Source organism: Phaeobacter italicus, from assembly GCF_019801785.1.
Classification (GTDB): Bacteria; Pseudomonadota; Alphaproteobacteria; order Rhodobacterales; family Rhodobacteraceae; genus Phaeobacter; species Phaeobacter italicus.
Window position 1 is genome coordinate 221,108 of the sequence record NZ_JAHVIJ010000004.1, and the last position, 20,642, is coordinate 241,749.

General features: G+C 59.5%; 32 protein-coding genes. 2 read left to right on the plus strand and 30 right to left on the minus strand.

Translation table 11 applies throughout. From position 1 onward, the window contains the following. Positions 1–7: 7 nt before the first annotated feature. The 23 genes from KUV39_RS11280 to rpmC form a co-directional block, all read right to left on the minus strand. Positions 8–1,054, minus strand: coding sequence for an RluA family pseudouridine synthase (locus tag KUV39_RS11280; protein ID WP_008562196.1), 1,047 nt, complete (start codon positions 1,052–1,054; stop codon positions 8–10). Further along, on the minus strand, positions 1,051–1,431 hold the full coding sequence (crcB, locus tag KUV39_RS11285) for a fluoride efflux transporter CrcB (RefSeq protein ID WP_222459809.1): 381 nt from the start codon (positions 1,429–1,431) through the stop codon (positions 1,051–1,053). Before crcB ends, KUV39_RS11280 begins: the two co-directional genes overlap by 4 nt. 135 nt (positions 1,432–1,566) lie before the next feature. Then, positions 1,567–2,901, minus strand: coding sequence for a replication-associated recombination protein A (locus tag KUV39_RS11290; protein ID WP_222459810.1), 1,335 nt, complete (start codon positions 2,899–2,901; stop codon positions 1,567–1,569). 1 nt (position 2,902) lies between these two features. Beyond that, positions 2,903–4,300 (minus strand): trypsin-like peptidase domain-containing protein, encoded by a 1,398-nt coding sequence (locus KUV39_RS11295; RefSeq protein ID WP_222459811.1) that lies wholly within the window; start codon positions 4,298–4,300, stop codon positions 2,903–2,905. A gap of 164 nt (positions 4,301–4,464) precedes the next feature. Beyond that, positions 4,465–4,887 (minus strand): 50S ribosomal protein L17, encoded by a 423-nt coding sequence (gene rplQ, locus KUV39_RS11300; protein WP_008562519.1) that lies wholly within the window; start codon positions 4,885–4,887, stop codon positions 4,465–4,467. Positions 4,888–5,021: 134 nt separating this feature from the next. Next, a complete protein-coding gene (locus KUV39_RS11305) occupies positions 5,022–6,038 on the minus strand; it encodes a DNA-directed RNA polymerase subunit alpha (protein WP_008562550.1) in 1,017 nt (338 codons plus the stop codon). Positions 6,039–6,152: 114 nt separating this feature from the next. Then, positions 6,153–6,542, minus strand: coding sequence for a 30S ribosomal protein S11 (rpsK, locus tag KUV39_RS11310; protein ID WP_008560534.1), 390 nt, complete (start codon positions 6,540–6,542; stop codon positions 6,153–6,155). Positions 6,543–6,557: 15 nt separating this feature from the next. Then, the gene (gene rpsM / locus KUV39_RS11315; RefSeq protein ID WP_008559263.1) at positions 6,558–6,926 is read right to left on the minus strand and encodes a 30S ribosomal protein S13; all 369 of its coding nucleotides are present in this window, start codon (positions 6,924–6,926) and stop codon (positions 6,558–6,560) included. A gap of 359 nt (positions 6,927–7,285) precedes the next feature. Further along, the gene (locus KUV39_RS11320) at positions 7,286–7,933 is read right to left on the minus strand and encodes an adenylate kinase (RefSeq protein WP_008561414.1); all 648 of its coding nucleotides are present in this window, start codon (positions 7,931–7,933) and stop codon (positions 7,286–7,288) included. Continuing rightward, positions 7,930–9,294, minus strand: a complete 1,365-nt coding sequence (secY, locus tag KUV39_RS11325; protein WP_046212218.1) for a preprotein translocase subunit SecY — start codon at positions 9,292–9,294, stop codon at positions 7,930–7,932. The genes KUV39_RS11320 and secY overlap by 4 nt, the downstream gene beginning before the upstream one ends. Before the next feature lie 110 nt (positions 9,295–9,404). Then, complete coding sequence (rplO, locus tag KUV39_RS11330) at positions 9,405–9,875, minus strand: 50S ribosomal protein L15 (RefSeq protein ID WP_008561531.1); 471 nt, start codon at positions 9,873–9,875, stop codon at positions 9,405–9,407. A 593-nt stretch (positions 9,876–10,468) separates the two neighbouring features. Continuing rightward, positions 10,469–10,684 (minus strand): DUF1127 domain-containing protein, encoded by a 216-nt coding sequence (locus tag KUV39_RS11335; RefSeq protein WP_008560511.1) that lies wholly within the window; start codon positions 10,682–10,684, stop codon positions 10,469–10,471. Between the two features lie 273 nt (positions 10,685–10,957). Then, positions 10,958–11,146 carry a 50S ribosomal protein L30 gene (gene rpmD / locus KUV39_RS11340; RefSeq protein ID WP_008559881.1) on the minus strand — a complete coding sequence of 63 codons (189 nt, stop codon included), beginning with the start codon at positions 11,144–11,146 and terminating at the stop codon, positions 10,958–10,960. A 12-nt stretch (positions 11,147–11,158) separates the two neighbouring features. Next, positions 11,159–11,725 (minus strand): 30S ribosomal protein S5, encoded by a 567-nt coding sequence (rpsE, locus tag KUV39_RS11345; RefSeq protein WP_008563071.1) that lies wholly within the window; start codon positions 11,723–11,725, stop codon positions 11,159–11,161. A 147-nt stretch (positions 11,726–11,872) separates the two neighbouring features. Then, the gene (rplR, locus tag KUV39_RS11350; protein WP_008560648.1) at positions 11,873–12,232 is read right to left on the minus strand and encodes a 50S ribosomal protein L18; all 360 of its coding nucleotides are present in this window, start codon (positions 12,230–12,232) and stop codon (positions 11,873–11,875) included. A gap of 11 nt (positions 12,233–12,243) precedes the next feature. Next, entirely contained in the window at positions 12,244–12,777 is a 534-nt protein-coding gene (rplF, locus tag KUV39_RS11355) for a 50S ribosomal protein L6 (RefSeq protein ID WP_008562148.1), read from the minus strand. A 12-nt stretch (positions 12,778–12,789) separates the two neighbouring features. Beyond that, positions 12,790–13,182, minus strand: a complete 393-nt coding sequence (gene rpsH, locus KUV39_RS11360) for a 30S ribosomal protein S8 (RefSeq protein ID WP_008561906.1) — start codon at positions 13,180–13,182, stop codon at positions 12,790–12,792. A gap of 13 nt (positions 13,183–13,195) precedes the next feature. Continuing rightward, entirely contained in the window at positions 13,196–13,501 is a 306-nt protein-coding gene (rpsN, locus tag KUV39_RS11365; protein ID WP_008561382.1) for a 30S ribosomal protein S14, read from the minus strand. An 18-nt stretch (positions 13,502–13,519) separates the two neighbouring features. Further along, positions 13,520–14,083, minus strand: a complete 564-nt coding sequence (gene rplE, locus KUV39_RS11370; RefSeq protein WP_008560900.1) for a 50S ribosomal protein L5 — start codon at positions 14,081–14,083, stop codon at positions 13,520–13,522. Continuing rightward, a complete protein-coding gene (gene rplX / locus KUV39_RS11375) occupies positions 14,076–14,387 on the minus strand; it encodes a 50S ribosomal protein L24 (protein ID WP_008560005.1) in 312 nt (103 codons plus the stop codon). Before rplX ends, rplE begins: the two co-directional genes overlap by 8 nt. 2 nt (positions 14,388–14,389) lie before the next feature. Continuing rightward, entirely contained in the window at positions 14,390–14,758 is a 369-nt protein-coding gene (rplN, locus tag KUV39_RS11380; RefSeq protein WP_005621870.1) for a 50S ribosomal protein L14, read from the minus strand. Between the two features lie 100 nt (positions 14,759–14,858). Next, positions 14,859–15,089, minus strand: coding sequence for a 30S ribosomal protein S17 (rpsQ, locus tag KUV39_RS11385; protein WP_005621877.1), 231 nt, complete (start codon positions 15,087–15,089; stop codon positions 14,859–14,861). Between the two features lie 11 nt (positions 15,090–15,100). Further along, positions 15,101–15,301 (minus strand): 50S ribosomal protein L29, encoded by a 201-nt coding sequence (gene rpmC / locus KUV39_RS11390; RefSeq protein WP_008560132.1) that lies wholly within the window; start codon positions 15,299–15,301, stop codon positions 15,101–15,103. Positions 15,302–15,561: 260 nt separating this feature from the next. Here rpmC and KUV39_RS11395 point away from each other — a divergent pair, with 260 nt between their 5' ends. Continuing rightward, on the plus strand, positions 15,562–15,891 hold the full coding sequence (locus tag KUV39_RS11395; protein WP_222459812.1) for a DUF2322 family protein: 330 nt from the start codon (positions 15,562–15,564) through the stop codon (positions 15,889–15,891). Positions 15,892–16,136: 245 nt separating this feature from the next. On the opposite strand, the gene KUV39_RS11400 is transcribed toward KUV39_RS11395, so the two are convergent. After that, the gene (locus tag KUV39_RS11400) at positions 16,137–16,505 is read right to left on the minus strand and encodes a hypothetical protein (RefSeq protein WP_222459813.1); all 369 of its coding nucleotides are present in this window, start codon (positions 16,503–16,505) and stop codon (positions 16,137–16,139) included. Positions 16,506–16,624: 119 nt separating this feature from the next. Next, on the minus strand, positions 16,625–17,245 hold the full coding sequence (locus KUV39_RS11405) for a TIGR02466 family protein (protein ID WP_046212222.1): 621 nt from the start codon (positions 17,243–17,245) through the stop codon (positions 16,625–16,627). 131 nt (positions 17,246–17,376) lie between these two features. Between KUV39_RS11405 and KUV39_RS11410 the strand changes: the two genes are divergently transcribed. Continuing rightward, the gene (locus tag KUV39_RS11410; protein ID WP_008559050.1) at positions 17,377–17,844 is read left to right on the plus strand and encodes a DM13 domain-containing protein; all 468 of its coding nucleotides are present in this window, start codon (positions 17,377–17,379) and stop codon (positions 17,842–17,844) included. Positions 17,845–17,983: 139 nt separating this feature from the next. On the opposite strand, the gene rplP is transcribed toward KUV39_RS11410, so the two are convergent. From rplP to rplB, 5 genes are read right to left on the minus strand one after another with little or no spacing between them, the layout of a single operon-like run. Next, positions 17,984–18,397: a 50S ribosomal protein L16 gene (rplP, locus tag KUV39_RS11415; RefSeq protein ID WP_008559969.1), complete on the minus strand. Its 414-nt coding sequence runs from the start codon at positions 18,395–18,397 to the stop codon at positions 17,984–17,986. A gap of 12 nt (positions 18,398–18,409) precedes the next feature. Then, on the minus strand, positions 18,410–19,117 hold the full coding sequence (gene rpsC / locus KUV39_RS11420; RefSeq protein ID WP_008560126.1) for a 30S ribosomal protein S3: 708 nt from the start codon (positions 19,115–19,117) through the stop codon (positions 18,410–18,412). Further along, positions 19,117–19,497, minus strand: a complete 381-nt coding sequence (gene rplV, locus KUV39_RS11425; RefSeq protein WP_008560423.1) for a 50S ribosomal protein L22 — start codon at positions 19,495–19,497, stop codon at positions 19,117–19,119. Before rplV ends, rpsC begins: the two co-directional genes overlap by 1 nt. Before the next feature lie 3 nt (positions 19,498–19,500). After that, positions 19,501–19,779 carry a 30S ribosomal protein S19 gene (rpsS, locus tag KUV39_RS11430; protein ID WP_005980699.1) on the minus strand — a complete coding sequence of 93 codons (279 nt, stop codon included), beginning with the start codon at positions 19,777–19,779 and terminating at the stop codon, positions 19,501–19,503. 3 nt (positions 19,780–19,782) lie between these two features. After that, on the minus strand, positions 19,783–20,625 hold the full coding sequence (gene rplB, locus KUV39_RS11435; protein ID WP_008561157.1) for a 50S ribosomal protein L2: 843 nt from the start codon (positions 20,623–20,625) through the stop codon (positions 19,783–19,785). Between the last annotated feature and the right edge of the window lie 17 nt (positions 20,626–20,642).

Sequence of the window (20,642 nt, forward strand, 5' to 3'; positions counted from 1 at the left end):
GCAGGCCTTATCGCAGGCTCTCGAAGGGATCGTCCTCAGCCAGATCCTCGCTCCAGCCAAAGGTGTCCCAGCTCTCTTTCATATGCTCCGGCAGCGGCGCAGTGATCGACAGCGGTTTCTTGGTGGTCGGATGTTCAAACGCCATGCGACGGCAGTGCAGATGCAGCTTTTTGGAGATGATCCCCCCCAGCTGCGCCCCCCAGCCATCGCCCAGGTTTTCCTGACCCGACCCACCATATTTGCCATCGCCGGCAATCGGGTGGCCGATCTCGGCCATATGCGCGCGCAGCTGATGGGTGCGGCCGGTGATCGGCTCCATCGCAACCCAGGCCGCACGGCTCGCCACGCGGTAGAGCGTGGCATATTGCGTATGCGAACGTTTGGCGCCCGGCGTGCTGTCCACTTCGTTGGAGTGGATGGCGATCATTTTCTCGCCCTCACCGGATTTGCCGTGCCCCGGCGCCTTGACCAGACCACATTTGATTTCGCCCAGATAGGGTGTCGGCACGCCGGCCACCAGCGCCCAATAGATCTTGCGGGTGGCATGATGACGGAAGGCCGCGGTCAGGGCCTGCGCGGCCTGACGGGTGCGGGCCAGAACCAGAACACCCGACGTGTCCTTGTCCAGCCGGTGCACCAGACGGGGCTTTTCCTCGGCATCAAACTTCAGCGCCTCGGACAGCCCATCCACATGTTTGGTGGTGCCGCTGCCCCCCTGCACGGCAAGACCCGCTGGTTTGTTCAGCACGATCACCGCGTCATCCTTGTAGATCACGCAGCCCCGGATCATCTTGGCATCCGCATCGGAAATCCGGCGGCTCGGTGCCTCGGCCGGCTTCAGATCCGACGCAGGCAGCGGCGGCACGCGCACGGTCTGCCCCGCCTCAACCCGAGAGCTGGCCTTGACCCGCCCGCCATCCAACCGCAGCTCGCCCTTGCGGCACATCTTTTCGATGCGCCCCTGGCTCACATGCGGAAACAGACGCCGCAACCAGCGGTCAATGCGCTGGCCTGCGTCATCTTCTGTGACGGTAATCATCTGTACGCCGCTCATGCGAACACTCCTCTGGCCGCCATCAGGCCCAAAAACAGCCCGCCGACCGACAGGCCCACGGACAAAAGCACATATAGCGCAGCCTGCCCGAAGGCGCCGCGCTCGATCAGGTTGGCCGTCTCAAGCGAGAAGGCCGAAAACGTCGTGAAGCCGCCCAGAAGGCCGGACATCACAAGGGGGCTCAGGTGGCTCAACCCCTTATGGGCCGCCGTGACAACAAAAGCCCCCATCAGGAAAGAGCCGATCACATTCACCGTCAGGATCGCCACGGGGAATTCCCCCACTCCAACCAGACGGGTGATCCCCAAACCGGCCAGATAGCGGCAGCAGGCGCCGATCGCGCCGCCCAGGGCCACATATAGAACCGAAAAAACCATCAACGGTCTGTCGCCGGCTGGCGCGTGGATGTCAAGTTTTGCTGGCGCATGGCTGCTTTGCTTGCAGCTGGCGTCGCTGTCATCTTTCCCCAAATACTCCCGCCGAAGGCCCCGGTCTGGCGCAGCCAGGCCGGATCAGCTGTTCCGCTTGGTCCTGAGGTTGGCGAAATACTCGCTGCGCCGTTTCAGCTCGCGTTCAAACCCGCGTTCAACCGGCTGGTAGAGCACCGGGCGTTTCACCCCGTCGGGGAAGTAGTTCTGACCGGAAAACCCGTCTTCGGCGTCGTGGTCGTAGGCATAGCCATCACCATAGCCCTGCTCCGACATCAGCTTGGTTGGCGCGTTCAGGATATGCTTGGGTGGCGGGGCGCTACCGGTTTTCTTGGCCAGACGCCGTGCTGCCTTGATGCCGACATAGACCGCGTTGGATTTCGGGGCCAGGGCCAGATACACCGCCGCATTTGCAAGCGCCAGCTCACCCTCCGGGCTGCCAAGCCGCTCATAGGTCTGCCAGGCATTCAGACACACCGTATTGGCCTGCGGGTCGGCAAGGCCGATGTCCTCTGTCGACATCATCGTCAGGCGGCGGGCCAGATAGCGGGGATCTTCACCGCCCTCCAGCATCCGGCCAAGCCAATAGAGCGCCGCATCCGGATCAGAGCCACGGATCGATTTGTGCAGGGCCGAAATCAGGTTGTAATGCTCGTCCCCTGACTTGTCGTATTTCGCAGCGCGCCGCATCAGCCGCGCCGCCAGTGCCTCTGCGCCAAGGGGGGCAGGCACCTTCCAGGCGGCGACCTGTTCGATCAGATTGAGCAACATCCGCCCGTCGCCATCGGCCATTTCATGCAGCGCATCGCGCGCATCGGGCAGCAGGGGAAGAGCGCGGCCCAGCTCCTGCTCGGCGCGCTGGGTCAGCCGCTCAAGATCTGCCAGCGACAGCCGTTCCAGCACCAGCACCTGACTGCGTGACAGCACAGCGGCGTTCAACTCAAACGACGGGTTTTCGGTGGTGGCCCCCACCAGCAGGATGGTGCCATCCTCCATATGCGGCAGAAACCCGTCCTGCTGGGCCTTGTTGAAGCGGTGGATCTCATCCACGAAGAGCAGCGTGCCCTGACCGTTCTGGCGACGGATCTTGGCGGCTTCAAACACTTTCTTGAGATCAGGCACACCGGAAAAAATCGCCGAGATCTGGACAAAATGCAGATCGGTTTCCCGTGCCAGAAGCCGGGCGATGGTGGTCTTGCCTACCCCCGGCGGCCCCCACAGGATCAGCGAAGACAGGGACCCGGAGGCCAGCATCACGCCAAGCGGCGCCTCTGGACCCAGAACATGGGTCTGGCCTATCACCTCTGCCAGGGACTGCGGGCGCAGCCGGTCGGCAAGGGGGCGGTTCACATCCCGCCCGCCAGCTGCCGCTGCGGCCTTGCCGTCTGTGCCTTCTCCGCTGTCGAACAGATCCCCCATGTCAGAGCCTGTAGCGCAGCGAGACGCGCTGGCCCTGACGGTTGAGATCCACCTTCATCCAGCGCCCCGCAGCGGCCAGCACATTCGGCACGTCCTGCGGTGTTTCGATCGCGGTGTCGTTGATCGCGAGAATGATATCACCGGGGCGCAGCCCCACGCGGCCGCCATAGGCGCCGGGGTCGGTGATCACCACGCCCTTGGCCGACATCGGCAGTTGCAGACGGACGATCGATTGCGGGTTGATGCGCGCCACCGTCAGACCGGGCAGCGGGCTGCGCTCATTCAGGGTCAGCGGATCGGCCGGCGGATCATCGGGGGCCAGCATCATCTCGACCTGGAGCGCGCTGCGTTCACCGCCGCGCAGTCGCGTGACCTCTGCGGTATCGCCCAGACCTGCAACAGACATGCGAAACACCATTTCAGAGGGCGAATTTACCGGCTGACCGGCGACATCCAGAACCACGTCCCCCACCTGGAAACCGGCCTTGGCAAAGGGGCTCGCGGGGTGGAGATCGGAGATCACCATCCCTTCTGGCAGGTCCATGCCAAGCGAGGCGGCAAGATCGGCATCAACCGGCTGGCCCATCATGCCCGCCCAGGGGCGCTGGAACTCCTCCGCGCCCTGATCGGCCTGCCGCATGAAGGCGCGCACCAGATTGGCGGGGATGGCAAAGCCGATACCGTTGGAGCCGCCAGAGCGGGTCACGATGCGGGTGTTGATCCCGATCAGATCGCCATTCACGTCAATCAGCGCCCCGCCAGAGTTGCCGGGGTTGATCGGGGCGTCGGTCTGAATGAAATAGCCCAGCCCCTCTCCGGTGGCGGCACCGCTGCGCGCCAGCCCCGACACGATGCCGCTGCTGACGGTCTGCCCCACGCCAAAGGGGTTGCCGATGGCCAGCGCCAGTTCACCCACTTCGACCTGATCGCTGTCGCGCAGCTCCAGATAGGGCAGGCCTTCGGCGTCTTGCAGCTGCAGGATCGCCAGATCGCTGGCCTCATCTGCCAATACCACCTGCGCGGCGTATTCGCGCCGGTTGGTTGTCACCACGCGGATATCGGTCGCCATGCCCACCACGTGATAGTTCGACACCACGATCCCGTCCGCCGACAGGATCACGCCCGACCCCAGCGAGTTCTGCACCCTTGGTTGCGGCTTGGACAGGCCACGAAAGAAATCGTCAAAGAACGGATCGTTCATGAACGGCGTGCGACGTTGTTCCTGCACGATCTTGGCGTAGATGTTCACCACTGCGGGGGCTGCCTCTTTCACCAGCGGTGCAAAGCCCAGCGAGATCTCTGCCTGCGACCGCGGCACGCGGGTCTCGGCGAGCGCCTGAGTGGTGGGGATCTGAGTGGCCAGGAACAGGCCTGCTGCGGTCAGGATGGCACGAAACATGACGACTCCGTTTGTTCTTGTGAACAGGATATGCGGACCATGCCCCCCTTTTACAAGGTTGGATTTACGGGGGAAAAGCAGCGGTTCTGGCCCCTGCCCCGGAAACGAAAAACCCCCGCCCTGTTTCCAGAGCGGGGGTAGGTCCGGTCGGATGACCGAGAAGATTATTCTTCGTCAGCAGCTTCGATTTCTGCCAGACGTGCCTTATCGGCGGCGCCTTTGGCGGAAACGTCGCGGTCGACGAACTCGATGATTGCCATCGGAGCCATGTCACCGTAACGGAAGCCGGCTTTCAGGATGCGGACGTAGCCACCCTGACGGTCCTTGTAGCGCGGGCCCAGAACCTCGAACAGCTTCGCAACGTCCTTGTCTTCTTTCAGCTTGGACGCGGCCTGACGGCGAGCGTGCAGATCGCCACGCTTTGCCAGGGTGATCATCTTTTCGATGATCGGGCGCAGTTCTTTTGCTTTCGGAAGGGTCGTTTTGATTTGCTCGTGCTCGATCAGCGAGCCAGCCATGTTGGAGAACAGGGCCTTACGGTGCTCATGAGTACGGTTCAGGCGGCGATAACCACGTGCGTGACGCATTGTTTCATTCCTTGATCTTAGGTTTTGCTTTGTCAGGCAGCTGATAACTTGTCAGCCACTCACCTTGGGGCGGATGCCCATATCGTCCCCGGCAGGTCCGGGCATTTCGGGCGGCCCGAGAGCCGCCCAATCTCTTAGAAGCTGTCTTCGAACTTCTTGGCCAGATCTTCGATGTTGTCCGGCGGCCAGTCTTCGACGTCCATACCGAGGTGCAGACCCATACCCGACAGCACTTCCTTGATCTCGTTCAGGGACTTGCGGCCGAAGTTCGGGGTGCGGAGCATTTCTGCTTCGGTTTTCTGGATCAGATCGCCGATGTAGACGATGTTGTCGTTCTTCAGGCAGTTTGCCGAACGCACGGACAGTTCCAGTTCGTCCACTTTCTTCAAGAGAAGCGGGTTGAACTCGAGACCATCGTCGTCGTCCTGACGGCCAGCCGATTCCGGCTCGTCGAAGTTGACGAAGATCGACAGCTGGTCCTGGAGGATGCGCGCAGCAAAGGCCACGGCGTCTTCCGGGGTGATGGAGCCGTCGGTTTCGACCTTCATGGTCAGCTTGTCATAGTCCAGAACCTGACCTTCGCGGGTCGGCTGAACGTCATAGGAGACCTTCTTGACCGGCGAATAGATGGCGTCGATCGGGATCAGACCGATGGGCGCATCTTCGGGCTTGTTCTTGTCGGCAGAGACATAGCCTTTGCCGGTGTTGACAGTCAGTTCCATGAACAGATCCGCACCATCATCGAGGTGGCAGATCACGTGCTCGCGGTTCAGAACTTCGATGCCAGCGGATTCGGAGATGTCACCTGCGGTCACAACTGCCGGGCCTTTGGCATTGATCGAAAGGCGCTTGGGGCCTTCGACTTCCATGCGCAGCGACACACCTTTGAGGTTCAGGATGATGTCGGTGACATCTTCGCGAACGCCGGCGACGCTGGAGAATTCGTGCAGGACGTTGTCGATCTGCACAGAGGTGATGGCCGCGCCTTGCAGCGAGCTCATCAGAACGCGACGCAGCGCGTTGCCAAGGGTCAGACCAAAGCCGCGTTCCAGCGGTTCTGCCACAACGGTGGCCTGACGTGCGGGATCATTGCCCGGCTTAACATCAAGCTGGGTCGGCTTAATCAGTTCAGCCCAGTTCTTGTGGATCATGCGGTCCCTCCATTCCTGTCCGCGCCCCATGTCCGAAGGTGCAGACGCCCGAGGTTTCAAATGACGGACTGGGGCCCTGCAGAAATTGCAAAGCCCCAGCTGAATTCTTGTCGATTATACGCGACGGCGCTTCGGCGGACGGCAGCCGTTGTGCGCGATCGGGGTCACATCACGGATGGAAGTGATGTTGAAGCCGATTGCAGCCAGTGCGCGCAGTGCGGATTCACGACCCGAACCGGGGCCCTGAACTTCGACTTCCAGAGTTTTAACGCCGTGATCCTGCGCTTTTTTGCCTGCATCTTCAGCAGCCATCTGAGCAGCATAAGGGGTCGACTTACGGGAACCCTTGAAGCCCATGGTGCCTGCGGAGGACCAGGAAATCGCGTTGCCTTGCACGTCCGAGATCAGGATCTTGGTGTTGTTGAACGAGGAGTTCACATGTGCAACGCCAGAGGCGATGTTCTTACGCTCTTTGCGCTTAATGCGAGTCTTATCGCGTGCCATTGGTCAGACCCTCCCTTATTTCTTCTTACCAGCGATGGCCTTTGCGGGGCCTTTGCGGGTACGAGCGTTGGTGTGGGTACGCTGACCGCGAACGGGCAGGTTACGACGGTGACGCAGACCACGGTAGCAACCCAGATCCATCAGACGTTTGATGTTCATGGTCACTTCGCGGCGCAGGTCGCCTTCGACGGTGTAGTTGGCGTCGATGTGCTCACGGATGGCCAGAACTTCGGCATCCGACAACTCGTTGACGCGACGGGTACGGTCGATGCCTACAGCTTCGCAGATTGCTTCTGCGGAGGTGGAACCGATACCGGTGATATATGTGAGGGCGATTGGTACCCGCTTTGCAGTCGGGATGTTAACGCCGGCAATACGTGCCACGTGTCACTTTCCTTTTCGTTGCGGTTCCGTAGTGCCGGAACCTTTTTTCACAACACTTGACCTTGGCAGTGGAGCCAGTGGGTCCAGCATTTTGAGGTAATTCAGATGCGCGGTATACGCGCGCAGCTGGAATGATTCCCACAGGGGATGGGGTTCCCTATGTGGAAATGACGCTTGGGTCAACCCGTGCCCCGGTGCCGTGGCAAAGTTTCCTTGCGCCATGCCCGTCCGCCCGGCCCAGCCTGCGTTTTTTGCGGCAGTTTTGCGCAGACCCCTGATCGGGCCGCCGGGTGAAAAAACGGCCCCGAACCCAAGGGGGCGGAGCCGTCAGAAACCACTCGGTCAGATCCGGTTTCGGATCAGTCGCCCATGATCCAGGCGAGGTTTTCGCGGACCTTTTCGATGGAATCGAGACCGTTGAGACGCTGCAGGTTGCCCTTGGCGTAGTAGTAGCCGATCAGCGGCGAGGTCTTTTTGTAGTATTCCATCAGACGGGTGCGGAGGCTTTCCTCGTTGTCGTCAGCGCGGCGTTTCTGGGTGGTGCCACCGCAGTTTGCGCATTTGCCGTCTTCGGGCCAGGGTTTGGTCTGATCGTGATAGACCTCACCGCAGTCGCCGCAGGTGGAACGACCGGTGATGCGGGCGACCAGCGCCTCGTCATCAACCTGCATCTCGATCACTGCGTCGAGCTTCTGACCGGTTGCCGACAGCAGCTCGGCCAGGGCATCAGCCTGCGCCAGAGTGCGGGGGAAGCCGTCGAAGATGAAGCCGCCTTCGGCGCCTTCCTCGATCTTTTCGCGGATCAGGCCAATGACGATCTCGTCTGTGACCAGCTCACCACGGGCGATGACCTCTGCCACGCGTTTGCCCATCTCGCTGCCGGAGGCCTGCGCGTCGCGCAGCATGTCACCGGTGCTCAGCTGAACCATGTTGCGCGATTCGACCAGATAGCGGGCCTGGGTGCCTTTGCCGGCGCCGGGCGGTCCAAGAAGAATGATATTGGTCATCGGCGTGCCGGTCCCCGTCGTGTGCGTTTCTTGTTACGGCCGCGCAGCTGGCTCTTCTCGATGAGGCCTTCATACTGATGCGCGAGCAGGTGGCTCTGGGCTTGCTGGATGGTGTCCATGACCACCGACACCACGATCAGCACCGAGGTGCCACCGAAGTAGACAGGGATCGCCAGCTGACCACGCAGGATTTCGGGCAGCAGGCAGACAGCGGCCAGATAGGCAGAGCCGAGAACCAGGATGCGGTTGACCACATATTCCAGGTATTCCGCGGTTTTCTTGCCAGGGCGGATGCCGGGCACAAAGCCGTTCTGGTTCTTGAGGTTGTTGGCAACATCATCCGGTTTGAAGGAGACGTTGAAAGTGTAGAAATAGGCAAAGAACACGATCATCGCCACGAAGAACAGCAGGTAAAGCGGCTGTCCGGGGCCGAAGTTTGCCAGCAGCCACGACATGATCGGGCCGTTGGTTGCATCCGCCGAGAAGGTGGAGATGGTCACCGGCAGCAGCAGAAGCGAGGAGGCAAAGATCGCCGGGATCACGCCTGCCGGGTTCACCTTGACCGGGAGGTGGCTGGAACCACCGTCATAGACCTTCATCCCGACCTGACGGCGCGGGTACTGGATGTGGATCTTGCGCAGGGCGCGTTCCATGAAGACCACGAACATGATGATCGCAACCATCATGACGATCACGGCAATGATCACCGCAGGGCTGATCGCGCCGGAGCGGCCGGAGGCCAGGAACTGGGCGATTGCGGCAGGAACCTCGGCAATGATGCCGACGAAGATGATGAGCGAGATACCGTTGCCGATGCCACGCTGGGTGATCTGCTCGCCCAGCCACATCAGGAACATGGTGCCGCCCACCAGCGTGATCATGCAGGCCAGACGGAAGTACAGGCCCGGATCGGTCGCCAGATCACCGGATTCGAGCGACACAGCCAGACCATAGGACTGGGCCGTTGCCAGAAGAACGGTGCCGTAGCGGGTGTATTGGTTGATCTTTTTGCGACCCTGTTCGCCCTCTTTCTTGAGCTGCTCAAGCGAGGGAACCATCGAGGTCAGCAGCTGGACGATAATCGATGCCGAGATGTAAGGCATGATACCGAGGGCAAAAATACCCATCCGGCCAAGCGCGCCGCCGGTAAACATGGAAACCATGCCACCGATCCCCTGCCCTGCCTGTGCCATAAACTGGCGCAGGGCATCTGCATCGATTCCGGGAACCGGAATATATGTCCCAAGGCGGTAGACGATCAAAAGGCCAAGGGTAAACAGAATGCGATTACGCAGGTCTGTCGCCTTGCCAAGAGCCGACCAACTGGTGTTCGCCGCCATTTGTTCTGCTGCTGATACCATAAAAAAGGTCTCTTCTTGCGAAAACGCCGCCCAGGGCCGTTTTCCGGCTCGGGCGGCGTCAATGGAAAACTGAATTCTATGTAAGCGGCATCGGCGCCGCTCACAAGCTGTTACTCAGCTGCGGCAGTGTTTGCCACGGTCAGGGAGCCACCGGCCTTTGCGACTGCGTCCACGGCAGCCTTGGAGGCGCCGGTTACTGCGATGGTCGCTTTTGCGGTGAATTCACCCTTGGCCAGAACGCGAACGCCGTCCAGTTTGCGACGAACAACACCGGATGCAACCAGGGTGTCTTCGTTGATGGAGGCTGCGTCGAGCTTGCCTGCGTCGATGAACTTCTGGATCAGGCCCAGGTTCACAACTGCGTATGCCTTGCGGTTCGGCTTGTTGAAGCCACGCTTGGGCAGACGCTGGTAGAGGGGCATCTGGCCGCCTTCGTAGCCGTTGATCGAAACACCCGAACGGGATTTCTGACCTTTGATACCACGGCCACCCATTTTACCTTTGCCGGAGCCCGGACCACGGCCAACGCGGGTCCGTTTCGGTGCGGCGCCTGGGTTGTCGCGCAGTTCATGAAGTTTCATATCGCTTCTCCTTCGCCGGAACTGACCCCTGAAGCGTAAGCGGGTCAAACACGGCATTTTTGATTTTCTGATTCTGCAGTCCATAGGACCACCGGGGGCGTATAGACCCGATGCGGGGCAGGATCAAGAGTGGAGGTGTCCAGACAGCCGGGATCGCCAGCTGGGCGGCGGACATATACGCCGTTTCCCCGCCAGGGCCCCTGCCCTGCCGGTTGCTCTGCCGTCTCGTCTGGTGCTGTGTCGGTTCCGTCTGGGGCCGTTTTATAAAGGGTGGCGGCGCCGCCGGGTGGATGTGGATCGGGGGCTTGCCCCGCATGAGGATATATCTGTCATGGCCCGCGCCTGTTTTGCGTGGGTCCGGTTCCGTTTGCCGGGGTGCCAAACCCAGCGAAGATCGCGATCGCCCCCAGCATGGCACAGCGATCTGAAACGATCGTGCATAGGGCGTGCGCAGGGTAGGCAACACCCCGGCATCAGCCCCCCAAAAACGAGAAAACGCCCCTGCCCAGGGAGGAGGAGGGGCAGGAGCGTTCTCAGCAAATTGTCAGATCCGAGGGAGGAGGAACGGGTCCGACAATTCTATCTCGGTGCGATCAGGCGCCGTAGACGTGCTCGCGGGCGAGCGTGTCGATGTCACCGCGGCCGATGCCGATGTCGGCCAGGTCACGGTCGCTCAGGGCGTTCAATTCGTTGTAGGTGCGAGTGTACTCGCGGTGCAATGCGCGCTGGTCCTGCAGTTCCTGGAACAGGGTGCGGATGCGGGCAAAGAGAGAGTTACCGGCGTAGGTGGTGTTGATGACATGTGCCATTGTGATGTTCCTTTATTTGACCGGACGTATTTCCGGCGGGTGTTGATCATTGTCTGTTTCAGTGACACCCATCAGATAGCCCTGCATGTTACCGCAAACAACTGACGCATTGGACTTCCCGCTATGCAGCCTGTGCATGGGAAAAATCGCTCAAATCGGATGTGATGCTGCCGTTTTGGCAATTTGGGAGCCGCACGCATAGCAAAGGGGCAAAAGAAAAACGCCCCGGCGAACCGGGGCGTTTCTAAGTCGTGTCTCAATCGAGAAAGAGGCTTAGTCGCGCTCTTCGATGATCTCAACCAGATGCGGGATCTTGTTGACCATACCGCGTACGGAAGGGGTGTCTTCCAGTTCGCGGGTCTTGTGCATCTTGTTCAGGCCCAGGCCAACGAGAGTTGCGCGCTGGTCTGCGGGGCGGCGGATCGGGGAGCCGATCTGCTTAACAACGATGGTTTTTGCCATGTGTCCGTCTCCTTACGCTTCTGCTTCAGCAGCAGGTGCTTCATCCCGCTTGGGCAGGATGTCGGCGACTTTTTTACCACGACGCTGAGCAACCGAACGCGGCGACTGCTCTTTTTTCAGACCGTCGATGGTGGCGCGGATCATGTTGTAGGGGTTCTGCGAACCGATCGACTTCGAAACAACGTCTTTGACGCCGAGCATTTCGAAGACGGCACGCATCGGACCACCTGCGATGATACCGGTACCTTCCGGTGCGGTGCGCATGACAACTTTGCCTGCGCCGTGACGGCCGTGCATGTCGTGATGCAGAGTGCGGCCTTCTTTCAGCTGCACGCGGATCATCTGACGCTTGGCCTGCTCGGTGGCTTTACGAATGGCCTCGGGGACCTCTTTCGCTTTACCTTTACCAAAGCCGACGCGGCCTTTCTGATCGCCAACAACCACCAGAGCGGCGAAGCCAAAGCGCTTACCACCTTTTACGGTTTTGGAAACGCGGTTGATCGCGACGAGGCGATCTGCGAATTCCGGGGTTTCCTCGCGGTCGCGACGGTTACCCCGGCGGTTTTCACGTTCTGCCATAAGGCATTCCTTTCATCCTGGCGACGAGCGCCTTTATCTACTCAATCCAGGTGAGCGGGTCTAACCCGGCTCCCGGATCATCGGGGCGGCGCGGACGCCGCCCACAGTGTCTGACTTGTGCCTCCCCGAGGGCAGGCACGAAGATCATTAGATCTTCAGACCGCCTTCACGCGCTGCGTCGGCCAGAGCCTTCACTTTGCCGTGGAACAGGAAGCCGCCACGGTCGAAGTATGCTTCGGTGACGCCTGCCGCCTTTGCGCGCTCGGCAATAACCGAACCCACTTTGGTGGCTGCTTCGATGTTGTTCTTGCCGACAAAACCCAGGTCTTTTTCCAGGGTGGAGGCGGCGGCGACGGTCACGCCACGCACATCGTCGATCAGCTGAACAGAGATGTTCTTGTTCGAACGGTGCACGGACAGGCGCGGACGGCCTGCGTTGACCTTGCGAAGCTTGTTCCGGACGCGCAGCCGGCGCTTCAGAAACAGGGTACGTTTGCTGTTTGCCATTTTGCTGGTCCTTACTTCTTCTTGCCTTCCTTGCGGAAGATGAACTCGCCTTTGTAGCGGATACCCTTGCCTTTGTAGGGCTCGGGACGACGCCAGTCGCGGATTTTGGCCGCAACTTCGCCGACGAGTTGTTGGTCGTTACCTTCGACAACGATTTCGGTCTGCTTCGGTGCGGTGATGGTGACACCTTCCGGAGCAACAACGTCAACGTCGTGGCTGTAGCCCAGGTTCAGCTTCAGGGTGTTGCCCTGCATCTGAGCCCGGTAACCCACACCCTGGATCTCCAGCTCTTTCTTGAAGCCCTGGGTCACGCCGGTGACGAGGTTCTGGACCATAGTGCGGGACATGCCCCACTGCTGGCGGGCACGCTTGGATTTACCGCGCGGGTCCACTTTGACCAGGTTGTCTTCGACAGTGATGGTGACGTCGTCGGTTGCGGTGAAGCTACGGGTGCCTTTCGGACCTTTCACTTCAATGCTCTGGCCGGAGACGCTGGCGGATACACCGCTGGGCAGCTCGACCGCTTTTTTACCAATACGGGACATCGACAGACCTCCTTAGAAGACGGTGCAGAGCACTTCGCCGCCAACGTTGGCTGCGCGTGCGTTTGCGTCCGACATCACACCCTTGGGGGTGGAGACAATCGACACACCCAGGCCCTGACGGACCGACGGGATGTCATTGACGCCCATGTATACGCGACGACCGGGTTTGGAGACCCGCTTCAGTTCGCGAATGACAGGTTCGCCATCGAAGTATTTCAGGCTGATTTCGATGGCCGGGTGGCCCTTCGCATCAGTCGTTTTCTCATAGCCGCGGATGTAACCTTCGTCTGCGAGCACATCCAGAACCCAGGCACGCAGCTTGGAAGCCGGTGTCAGGACGGTGGATTTGCCGCGCATCTGAGAGTTACGGATACGGGTGAGCATATCGCCGATAGGATCGTTCATATCAGTCTCTCCCTTACCAGCTCGATTTCACCATGCCGGGGATCTGGCCATTCGAGCCCAGTTCCCGCAGAGCGATACGGCTGATCTTCAGCTTACGGTAGTAAGCGTGAGGACGGCCGGTCAGCTGGCAGCGGTTGTGCAGACGGGTTGCCGACGAGTTGCGCGGCAGTTTCGCCAGGTCGAGGCGCGCTTTGAAGCGCTCTTCCATCGGGCGAGATTCGTCGTTTGCGATCTCTTTCAGCTCGGCACGCTTTGCGGCGTATTTAGCCACCAGGCGCTCGCGCTTCTTCTCGCGTTCGATCATGCTTTTCTTAGCCATGTCTCTTCCTTCCCGCGCTTAGCTGTTGAAGGGCATGTTGAATGCTTTCAACAGCGCCTTTGCTTCCGCGTCGGTGTTCGCGGTGGTGGCAATCACGATGTCCATACCCCAGGGTTCGTCGATCTTGTCGAAGTCGATCTCGGGGAAGACCATGTGCTCTTTCAGACCCATGGCATAGTTGCCACGGCCGTCAAAAGACGTGCCCGGAACGCCGCGGAAGTCGCGGATACGGGGCATCGCGATGGTGGTCAGACGGTCGAGGAATTCATACATCCGGTCGCCGCGCAGAGTCACCTTTGCGCCCATCGGCATGCCTTCGCGAACGCGGAAGCCAGCGATGGAATTCTTTGCCACGGTGGTCAGAGCTTTCTGGCCCGCGATTGCGGTCAGGTCAGCCTGAGCAGACTTGGCTTTCTTGCTGTCTTTTACGGCAGCACGGCCGCAGCCGATGTTCAGAACGATCTTGTCCAGCTTGGGGATCATCATCTCGTTCTTGTAGCCGAACTCTTCTTTCAGGGCGCCACGAATGGTTTCCTTGTAGAGAGCTTTCAGACGCGGGGTGTAGGTTGCGTTATCAAGCATCGATCACGTCCCCCGTGGTTTTGGCGAAGCGCACTTTCTTGTCGCCTTCCATGCGGAAGCCAACGCGGGTTGCTTTGCCGTTTGCGTCCAGCAGAGCCAGGTTCGACAGCTGGATCGGCAGGGCCTTGGGCAGGCGGCCACCTTGGCTGGTCTGGGTCTGACGGGTATGACGGATCGCCATATTCACGCCTTCGACAACGGCTTTACCGGCTTTCGGGTCAACGGAGGCAATGGTGCCTTCTTTGCCCTTGTCCTTGCCGGCCAGCACGACGACCTTGTCGCCTTTGCGGAGTTTAGCAGCCATGATTACAGCACCTCCGGAGCGAGCGAGATGATCTTCATGAAGTTTTTCGCGCGCAGTTCACGAACAACCGGGCCAAAGATACGGGTACCTACCGGCTCGTTGTTGTTGTTCAGGATGACAGCTGCGTTGCGGTCAAAACGGATTGCGGTGCCGTCTTCACGACGGACCTCTTTGGCGGTGCGTACGACGACGGCCTTACGGACGTCACCTTTTTTCACGCGGCCGCGCGGGATGGCTTCCTTTACCGAGACGACGATGATGTCGCCAACGGATGCGTATTTACGCTTGGAACCACCCAGAACCTTGATGCACTGAACTCGGCGAGCGCCGGAGTTGTCAGCAACATCCAGGTTTGTTTGCATCTGGATCATGTGGTTTCTCCCGACCTATGGGGCAGCGATGCGATGCTGTGATCCCCCAGGGTTTCGACTGACTGTTAAGTCTAGTCGCCAGGAGTCTCGAATGAGACTCTTAGGCTTCCAGAACTTCCCAGCGTTTCGTTTTCGATTTCGGCGCGCATTCGATGATGCGTACAGAGTCGCCGACCTTGAAAGCGTTCTTTTCATCGTGAGCCCGGTATTTCTTGGACTTACGAATGGTTTTCTTCAGAACCGGGTGCGTGAAGCGGCGTTCAACCGAGACAGTTACGGTCTGGGCGTTTGCGTCGCTGGTCACAACGCCTTGCAGGATACGTTTGGGCATTGTGTCGCTCCTTATTCGGCTGCTGCTGCAGCTTTTTCGTTCAGGATGGTCTTCACGCGGGCAGCGTTGCGGCGTGCCGCTTTGATACCCGAAGTGTTTTCCAGCTGACCGGTTGCCTGCTGAAAGCGCAGGTTGAAGCTCTCTTTTTTCATGGATGCGAGCATGTCGCGGAGTTCATCCACGGTCTTGTCGCGCAGATCATTGGCGTTCATCGCCTTTGTTCCTTGTCCTAAGCACCAGAAGGCCCCGTGTGGGTCACCTTTGAACCTGGTGGGTTATGTCACCCGTGCAAAATGCACGGCAAAAAGAATCACCAGACCAAAATCCAAGGCGGATTTGGCCCAAGCGATGGGTCCCTATAGAGGAGATAGGAGGGGGGGGCAAGGGAAAGGTTGGCGCGCGCGGGGGTGTTGCTTGCAAGCCATCCAAAAGCTGCTACCCAGCATCCAATCACACTGCAAAGGATGCCGCAATGATCCAACCCACCGCATCGTTCAAAGAGAACCTCCAACTCATCCCTTCGATCGAGGGGCTAGACGGTATCGAGCTCTTGGATTTCTCCGGCCGCGTCACAGCCCGGATCGACAACATTCCCGGCAAACAGGGCTCGCTTGCGGTCTATCAATATCTGGCACAGACATTTGAGACACTGGATGCTGAAGCCGCCTCTCACGGGCTCGCCGTTTTTGCGGAACATACCGAAGACGCCAGAAACCGGCCCGGTGCGCATCCCAACATCGACCTGCTGCTGGAGATTATTGGCGGCGGGGCACCATTGACGGTGCGGGTTGTCACAAGGTGACCTCGTGCGGCAGGCAATCCTTGAAAAGGAATGCGAGACTGCCGCACGCCACCTGTGGTTCAGACGCGGGCGTGGTTTGGATAAACGGCTCGAAAACGCCATTCGCGGTGTTTTGACCTGAAGATCTTGGCGCGGGCTCAAAGCCCGGGTCGGCCCCGCCCCTCCCCACGGAAGGGCGCCTCCCTAGGGGCTCGCAAAGCGGCTTATGCCCCCTAAAGAAGCGGGATTTACGTCAAGCGCCAGCATCACATTCCCAGGCGCTGCACATTGTTCAGAACGGTTTCGAAATGCCAGCCGTCCGGCAGACGCGGGAGCCACAGCCGCTTGCCCCCTGCGTAGATCATCATCGCTCCGCGACGGGTTTTCAGGCGCTGAATGTCCCCGATACCGACTTCATCGCAAACACCCGATCTTTCAACCGACAGGACACGCTGTGTGGTAATCACATATGTGGACGAGCGAAAGCTCCGATGCACAAACAGCCATATCACCAGAGCCAGCGGCGCACACAGGGCGATAACCACAACTTCGGTCAAGGTTGGGAGTATACGAGCGTGAACGGCGTGGACCATCTGCTCACCATCGTTCAAAACAATCGGGCTGTGATCATACACTAAGAGGCTCCCCCCTCACCTGAGGAGTGCCACAAGCGCGCTCTCCCGTTCAGTCAGCGACCGGGGACTACGCCCGTTCGCGCTTGAATGCCCCTCCCGGATCATTTCCAGGATGGCGGTCACTCCCAGCGGTAGTTGAAGCTCACCGAGACGCGCTCGTCTTCGGCCATGTTCAGCGGGACTTCGTGGCGGATGAAGCTCTCCCAGAGCAGCACATCACCAACTGCGGGGGATTGGTAGACAAAGGTCTTCAGCTCCTGTCGACAATCCTTGGTGCGCGGGGGATGTGCCATCATCATGGCGTGACGCGGGTCTTCCAGTTTCAGGGCGCTGGTGCCGTCGGGCATCGACACATAGGTGGTGCCCGAAATCACCGAATGGGGGTGGATGTGGCTGGCGTGGGTGCCGCCTTCCGGCAGGATGTTGATCCAGAGATCTTCGAGCACCAGTTTGCGCCCGTCCAGGTCCAGTTGCAGATCCTCGGCAAAGGCCGCCACATGCAGGTCCAGCGACTTTACCAGATCGGCAAAGATCGGAAAGCGCCACGGCAGGTCCGTCAGCGATGCATAAGAGGTGTAGCCCGGATAGCCGTTCTCCTCGCACCAGTCCTGACCGGCGTCGTCATCCTGTGCGATCACAAAGCAGGAGTTTTCAAGTTCACTCGCGTCGATCTTGGGTCCATGTTCGGACAAGGCGGCGCGGTAGAGACGGGTAACGAAGAGTGATTCAATCTGTGCCATAGCTGTCCCATAGCGCATGCCCGGACAAAGTGCGAGATCCGTTGTTTCCCGGCCCGCAGGCGAAACTGGCTCTTTCCTTTGACAAGTTGACGCACGTAAGCTGCGCAAAACTCAGCAACAGGGACCGGGATATGCGTTGGATCTTCAGACTTGTGACACATGGCATTGCGCTGGTGATCGGCGTGGCATTGGGGATCTACATCCTGCCGATCCTGACCGCGCCAAAGGGGCCCGATGCCGCAACGCTGACCGCTGGCGCGGAAGGTGCGACCTATACCGGCAGCTTTACCCGTGATCTTGCAGGCAGCGATTTCCTGCATTGGGGCACCGGCAGCATCAGCCTGTCCCCCTCGCGGATCACCCATATCGGAGAGCTGGCCCCCGGCCCGGACTACAAGCTGTATCTCGCCCCCGAGTTCGTAGAGGATGAAGCCGGATTTGAAGCCATCAAGGATGCCTCTGTGCGGGTGGGGGATGTCAAGATGTTTGGCGGGCTGATCCTTGACGTGCCAGAGGGCATCAACATCGAGGCCTATACAACCGTTGTGATCTGGTGCGAGGCCTTTGGCGAGTTCATCACCGCAGCCAAATACCGCTGAGGGGCGCACGCCAAACCCCCTGCCCCGTCACCGCAGGCAGACACGCCATCCCCTGCCAACAAAACCCGCAGAACGAAAAACCCCCGCTGAGATTTCAGCGGGGGTTTCTATTTTCAGATCAGTATCTGGCTTTCGCCAATTACCAGTCTTCGCGAACCACGACGCGGGTTTTCACCGGCAGTTTCATCGCGGCCAGGCGCAGGGCCTCGCGTGCGATGTCGTCGTTCACACCGTCGATCTCGAACATCACGCGACCGGGCTTAACTTTGCATGCCCAGTAGTCCACGGAGCCCTTACCTTTACCCATACGAACTTCGACGGGCTTAGAGGTAACCGGGGTGTCCGGGAAGATGCGGATCCATACACGGCCCTGACGCTTCATGTGGCGGGTCATGGCACGACGGGCAGCCTCGATCTGACGTGCAGTCACACGCTCAGGAGTGGTTGCCTTCAGGCCATAGGTGCCGAAGTTCAGGTCCGAACCGCCTTTTGCTTCGCCAGAGATCCGGCCTTTGTGCATTTTGCGGAATTTAGTACGCTTTGGTTGAAGCATCTCATACCCTCCTTAGCGACGACCGCCTGCACCGCGAGGTGCCGGACCGTCCTGGAGTTCCTGTGCTTTACGGTCACGCGCCTGAGGATCGTGTTCCATGATCTCGCCTTTGAAGATCCAGACTTTGATCCCGATGATCCCGTAAGGGGTCGAGGCTTCGGAGTGAGCGTAATCGATGTCGGCGCGCAGGGTGTGCAGCGGCACACGACCTTCACGGTACCATTCGGTACGAGCGATTTCAGCACCACCCAGACGACCAGCGACGTTCACCCGGATACCCAGGGCGCCCATGCGCATTGCGTTCTGAACGGCACGCTTCATCGCGCGACGGAAGGACACACGGCGTTCCAGCTGCTGAGCGATGGATTCGCCAACCAGCTGAGCGTCGAGTTCAGGCTTGCGCACTTCAACGATGTTGAGGTGCAGCTCGGAGTCGGTCATGGAAGCGATCTTCTTGCGAAGAACTTCGATGTCCGCGCCTTTTTTGCCGATGATCACGCCCGGACGCGCGGTGTGAATGGTCACACGGCACTTCTTGTGGGGGCGTTCGATGATCACACGGGCGATGCCTGCCTGCTTGCACTCTTCCTTGATGAAATCACGGATGCGCAGGTCTTCCAGCAGCAGATCACCATAGTCTTTGGTGTCGGCGTACCAACGGCTGTCCCAGGTGCGGTTGACCTGAAGGCGCATGCCGACCGGATTGACTTTATGTCCCATTAGGCTTGCTCCTCAACTTGACGCACCTTGATGGTGATCTCCGAAAACGGCTTGAGGATCTTGCCAAACCGGCCACGGGCACGAGGGCGGCCACGCTTCATGGTCAGGTTTTTACCTACATAAGCCTCGGCTACGATCAGTTCATCGACGTCCAGGTTATGGTTGTTCTCGGCGTTCGCAATTGCGGACTGAAGGCATTTCTTCACGTCCTGCGCGACCCGCTTGTTGGAGAAAGTCAGGTCGGTCAGAGCCTTCTCAACTTTCTTGCCACGGATCATGCCGGCGACGAGGTTCAGTTTCTGCGGGGAGGTACGGAGCATGCGCAGTTTTGCCATTGCTTCGTTGTCTGCCACGCGGCGGGGATTTTTTGCCTTGCCCATGACTTACTTCCGCTTCGCTTTTTTGTCCGCAGCGTGACCGTAATAGGTACGAGTCGGGGAGTATTCACCGAACTTCTGACCAATCATGTCTTCTGAGACGTTGACGGGAATGTGCTTCTGACCGTTGTACACACCAAATGTCAGACCCACGAACTGGGGCAGAATGGTGGAACGACGCGACCAGATTTTGATGACTTCGTTGCGGCCCGACTCGCGCGCTGCTTCGGCTTTTTTCAGCACGTAAGCATCGACAAAGGGGCCTTTCCATACAGAGCGAGACATATGTTAACGTCCCTTCTTCTTGGCGTGGCGCGAGCGGATGATGAGCTTTTGCGACGCTTTGTTTTTGTTGCGGGTGCGCTTACCTTTGGTCGGCTTACCCCATGGGGTCACCGGGTGACGACCACCGGAGGTACGACCTTCACCACCACCGTGCGGGTGATCGATCGGGTTCATAACCACACCACGCACAGAAGGACGCTTGCCCTTGTGGCGCATACGGCCGGCTTTACCAAAGTTCTGGTTGGAGTTGTCAGGGTTGGACACGGCACCAACGGTGGCCATGCATTCCTGACGGACGAGGCGCAGTTCACCCGAGGACAGGCGGATCTGAGCGTAGCCACCATCACGACCAACGAACTGAGCATAGGTACCGGCTGCACGGGCGATCTGGCCGCCTTTGCCGGGCTTCATTTCGATGTTGTGAACGATGGTACCGATCGGCATGCCCGAGAACGGCATTGCGTTGCCCGGCTTGATGTCGGCTTTCGCGGAGGCGATTACCTTGTCACCAACTGCCAGACGCTGCGGAGCGAGGATATACGCCTGCTCGCCGTCTTCGTATTTGATCAGTGCGATGAATGCGGTCCGGTTCGGGTCGTATTCGATCCGCTCGACGGTCGCCGCAACATCGAATTTGTTGCGCTTGAAATCGACGATCCGGTAGAGACGCTTTGCGCCGCCGCCACGACGACGTGAAGTGATCCGTCCGGTGTTGTTCCGGCCGCCCGATTTGGTCAGACCCTCAGTGAGAGATTTGACCGGACGCCCTTTCCAAAGCTCCGAACGGTCGATCAGAACCAGCCCACGCTGGCCCGGCGTAGTCGGTTTATACGACTTAAGTGCCATGCTTTCTGTCTTCCGTT

Bases quoted from the DNA above. Each gene is read 5' to 3' on its own strand.
- KUV39_RS11280 (WP_008562196.1), bottom strand. From the start codon at position 1,054: ATGAGCGGCGTACAGATGATTACCGTCACAGAAGATGACGCAGGCCAG.
- crcB (WP_222459809.1), bottom strand. From the start codon at position 1,431: ATGGTTTTTTCGGTTCTATATGTGGCCCTGGGCGGCGCGATCGGCGCC.
- KUV39_RS11290 (WP_222459810.1), bottom strand. From the start codon at position 2,901: ATGGGGGATCTGTTCGACAGCGGAGAAGGCACAGACGGCAAGGCCGCA.
- KUV39_RS11295 (WP_222459811.1), bottom strand. From the start codon at position 4,300: ATGTTTCGTGCCATCCTGACCGCAGCAGGCCTGTTCCTGGCCACTCAG.
- rplQ (WP_008562519.1), bottom strand. From the start codon at position 4,887: ATGCGTCACGCACGTGGTTATCGCCGCCTGAACCGTACTCATGAGCAC.
- KUV39_RS11305 (WP_008562550.1), bottom strand. From the start codon at position 6,038: ATGATCCACAAGAACTGGGCTGAACTGATTAAGCCGACCCAGCTTGAT.
- rpsK (WP_008560534.1), bottom strand. From the start codon at position 6,542: ATGGCACGCGATAAGACTCGCATTAAGCGCAAAGAGCGTAAGAACATC.
- KUV39_RS11320 (WP_008561414.1), bottom strand. From the start codon at position 7,933: ATGACCAATATCATTCTTCTTGGACCGCCCGGCGCCGGCAAAGGCACC.
- secY (WP_046212218.1), bottom strand. From the start codon at position 9,294: ATGGTATCAGCAGCAGAACAAATGGCGGCGAACACCAGTTGGTCGGCT.
- rplO (WP_008561531.1), bottom strand. From the start codon at position 9,875: ATGAAACTTCATGAACTGCGCGACAACCCAGGCGCCGCACCGAAACGG.
- KUV39_RS11335 (WP_008560511.1), bottom strand. From the start codon at position 10,684: ATGGCACATGTCATCAACACCACCTACGCCGGTAACTCTCTCTTTGCC.
- rpmD (WP_008559881.1), bottom strand. From the start codon at position 11,146: ATGGCAAAAACCATCGTTGTTAAGCAGATCGGCTCCCCGATCCGCCGC.
- rpsE (WP_008563071.1), bottom strand. From the start codon at position 11,725: ATGGCAGAACGTGAAAACCGCCGGGGTAACCGTCGCGACCGCGAGGAA.
- rplR (WP_008560648.1), bottom strand. From the start codon at position 12,232: ATGGCAAACAGCAAACGTACCCTGTTTCTGAAGCGCCGGCTGCGCGTC.
- rplF (WP_008562148.1), bottom strand. From the start codon at position 12,777: ATGTCCCGTATTGGTAAAAAAGCGGTCGAGCTGCCCAGCGGTGTATCC.
- rpsH (WP_008561906.1), bottom strand. From the start codon at position 13,182: ATGAACGATCCTATCGGCGATATGCTCACCCGTATCCGTAACTCTCAG.
- rpsN (WP_008561382.1), bottom strand. From the start codon at position 13,501: ATGGCTAAGAAAAGCATGATCGAACGCGAGAAGAAGCGCGAGCGCCTG.
- rplE (WP_008560900.1), bottom strand. From the start codon at position 14,083: ATGCTTGATAACGCAACCTACACCCCGCGTCTGAAAGCTCTCTACAAG.
- rplX (WP_008560005.1), bottom strand. From the start codon at position 14,387: ATGGCTGCTAAACTCCGCAAAGGCGACAAGGTCGTCGTGCTGGCCGGC.
- rplN (WP_005621870.1), bottom strand. From the start codon at position 14,758: ATGATCCAGATGCAAACAAACCTGGATGTTGCTGACAACTCCGGCGCT.
- rpsQ (WP_005621877.1), bottom strand. From the start codon at position 15,089: ATGCCCAAACGTATCCTGCAAGGCGTTGTGACCAGCGACGCAAACGCC.
- rpmC (WP_008560132.1), bottom strand. From the start codon at position 15,301: ATGAACGCCAATGATCTGCGCGACAAGACCGTGGATGAACTCCGCGAC.
- KUV39_RS11395 (WP_222459812.1), top strand. From the start codon at position 15,562: ATGATCCAACCCACCGCATCGTTCAAAGAGAACCTCCAACTCATCCCT.
- KUV39_RS11405 (WP_046212222.1), bottom strand. From the start codon at position 17,245: ATGGCACAGATTGAATCACTCTTCGTTACCCGTCTCTACCGCGCCGCC.
- KUV39_RS11410 (WP_008559050.1), top strand. From the start codon at position 17,377: ATGCGTTGGATCTTCAGACTTGTGACACATGGCATTGCGCTGGTGATC.
- rplP (WP_008559969.1), bottom strand. From the start codon at position 18,397: ATGCTTCAACCAAAGCGTACTAAATTCCGCAAAATGCACAAAGGCCGG.
- rpsC (WP_008560126.1), bottom strand. From the start codon at position 19,117: ATGGGACATAAAGTCAATCCGGTCGGCATGCGCCTTCAGGTCAACCGC.
- rplV (WP_008560423.1), bottom strand. From the start codon at position 19,497: ATGGGCAAGGCAAAAAATCCCCGCCGCGTGGCAGACAACGAAGCAATG.
- rpsS (WP_005980699.1), bottom strand. From the start codon at position 19,779: ATGTCTCGCTCTGTATGGAAAGGCCCCTTTGTCGATGCTTACGTGCTG.
- rplB (WP_008561157.1), bottom strand. From the start codon at position 20,625: ATGGCACTTAAGTCGTATAAACCGACTACGCCGGGCCAGCGTGGGCTG.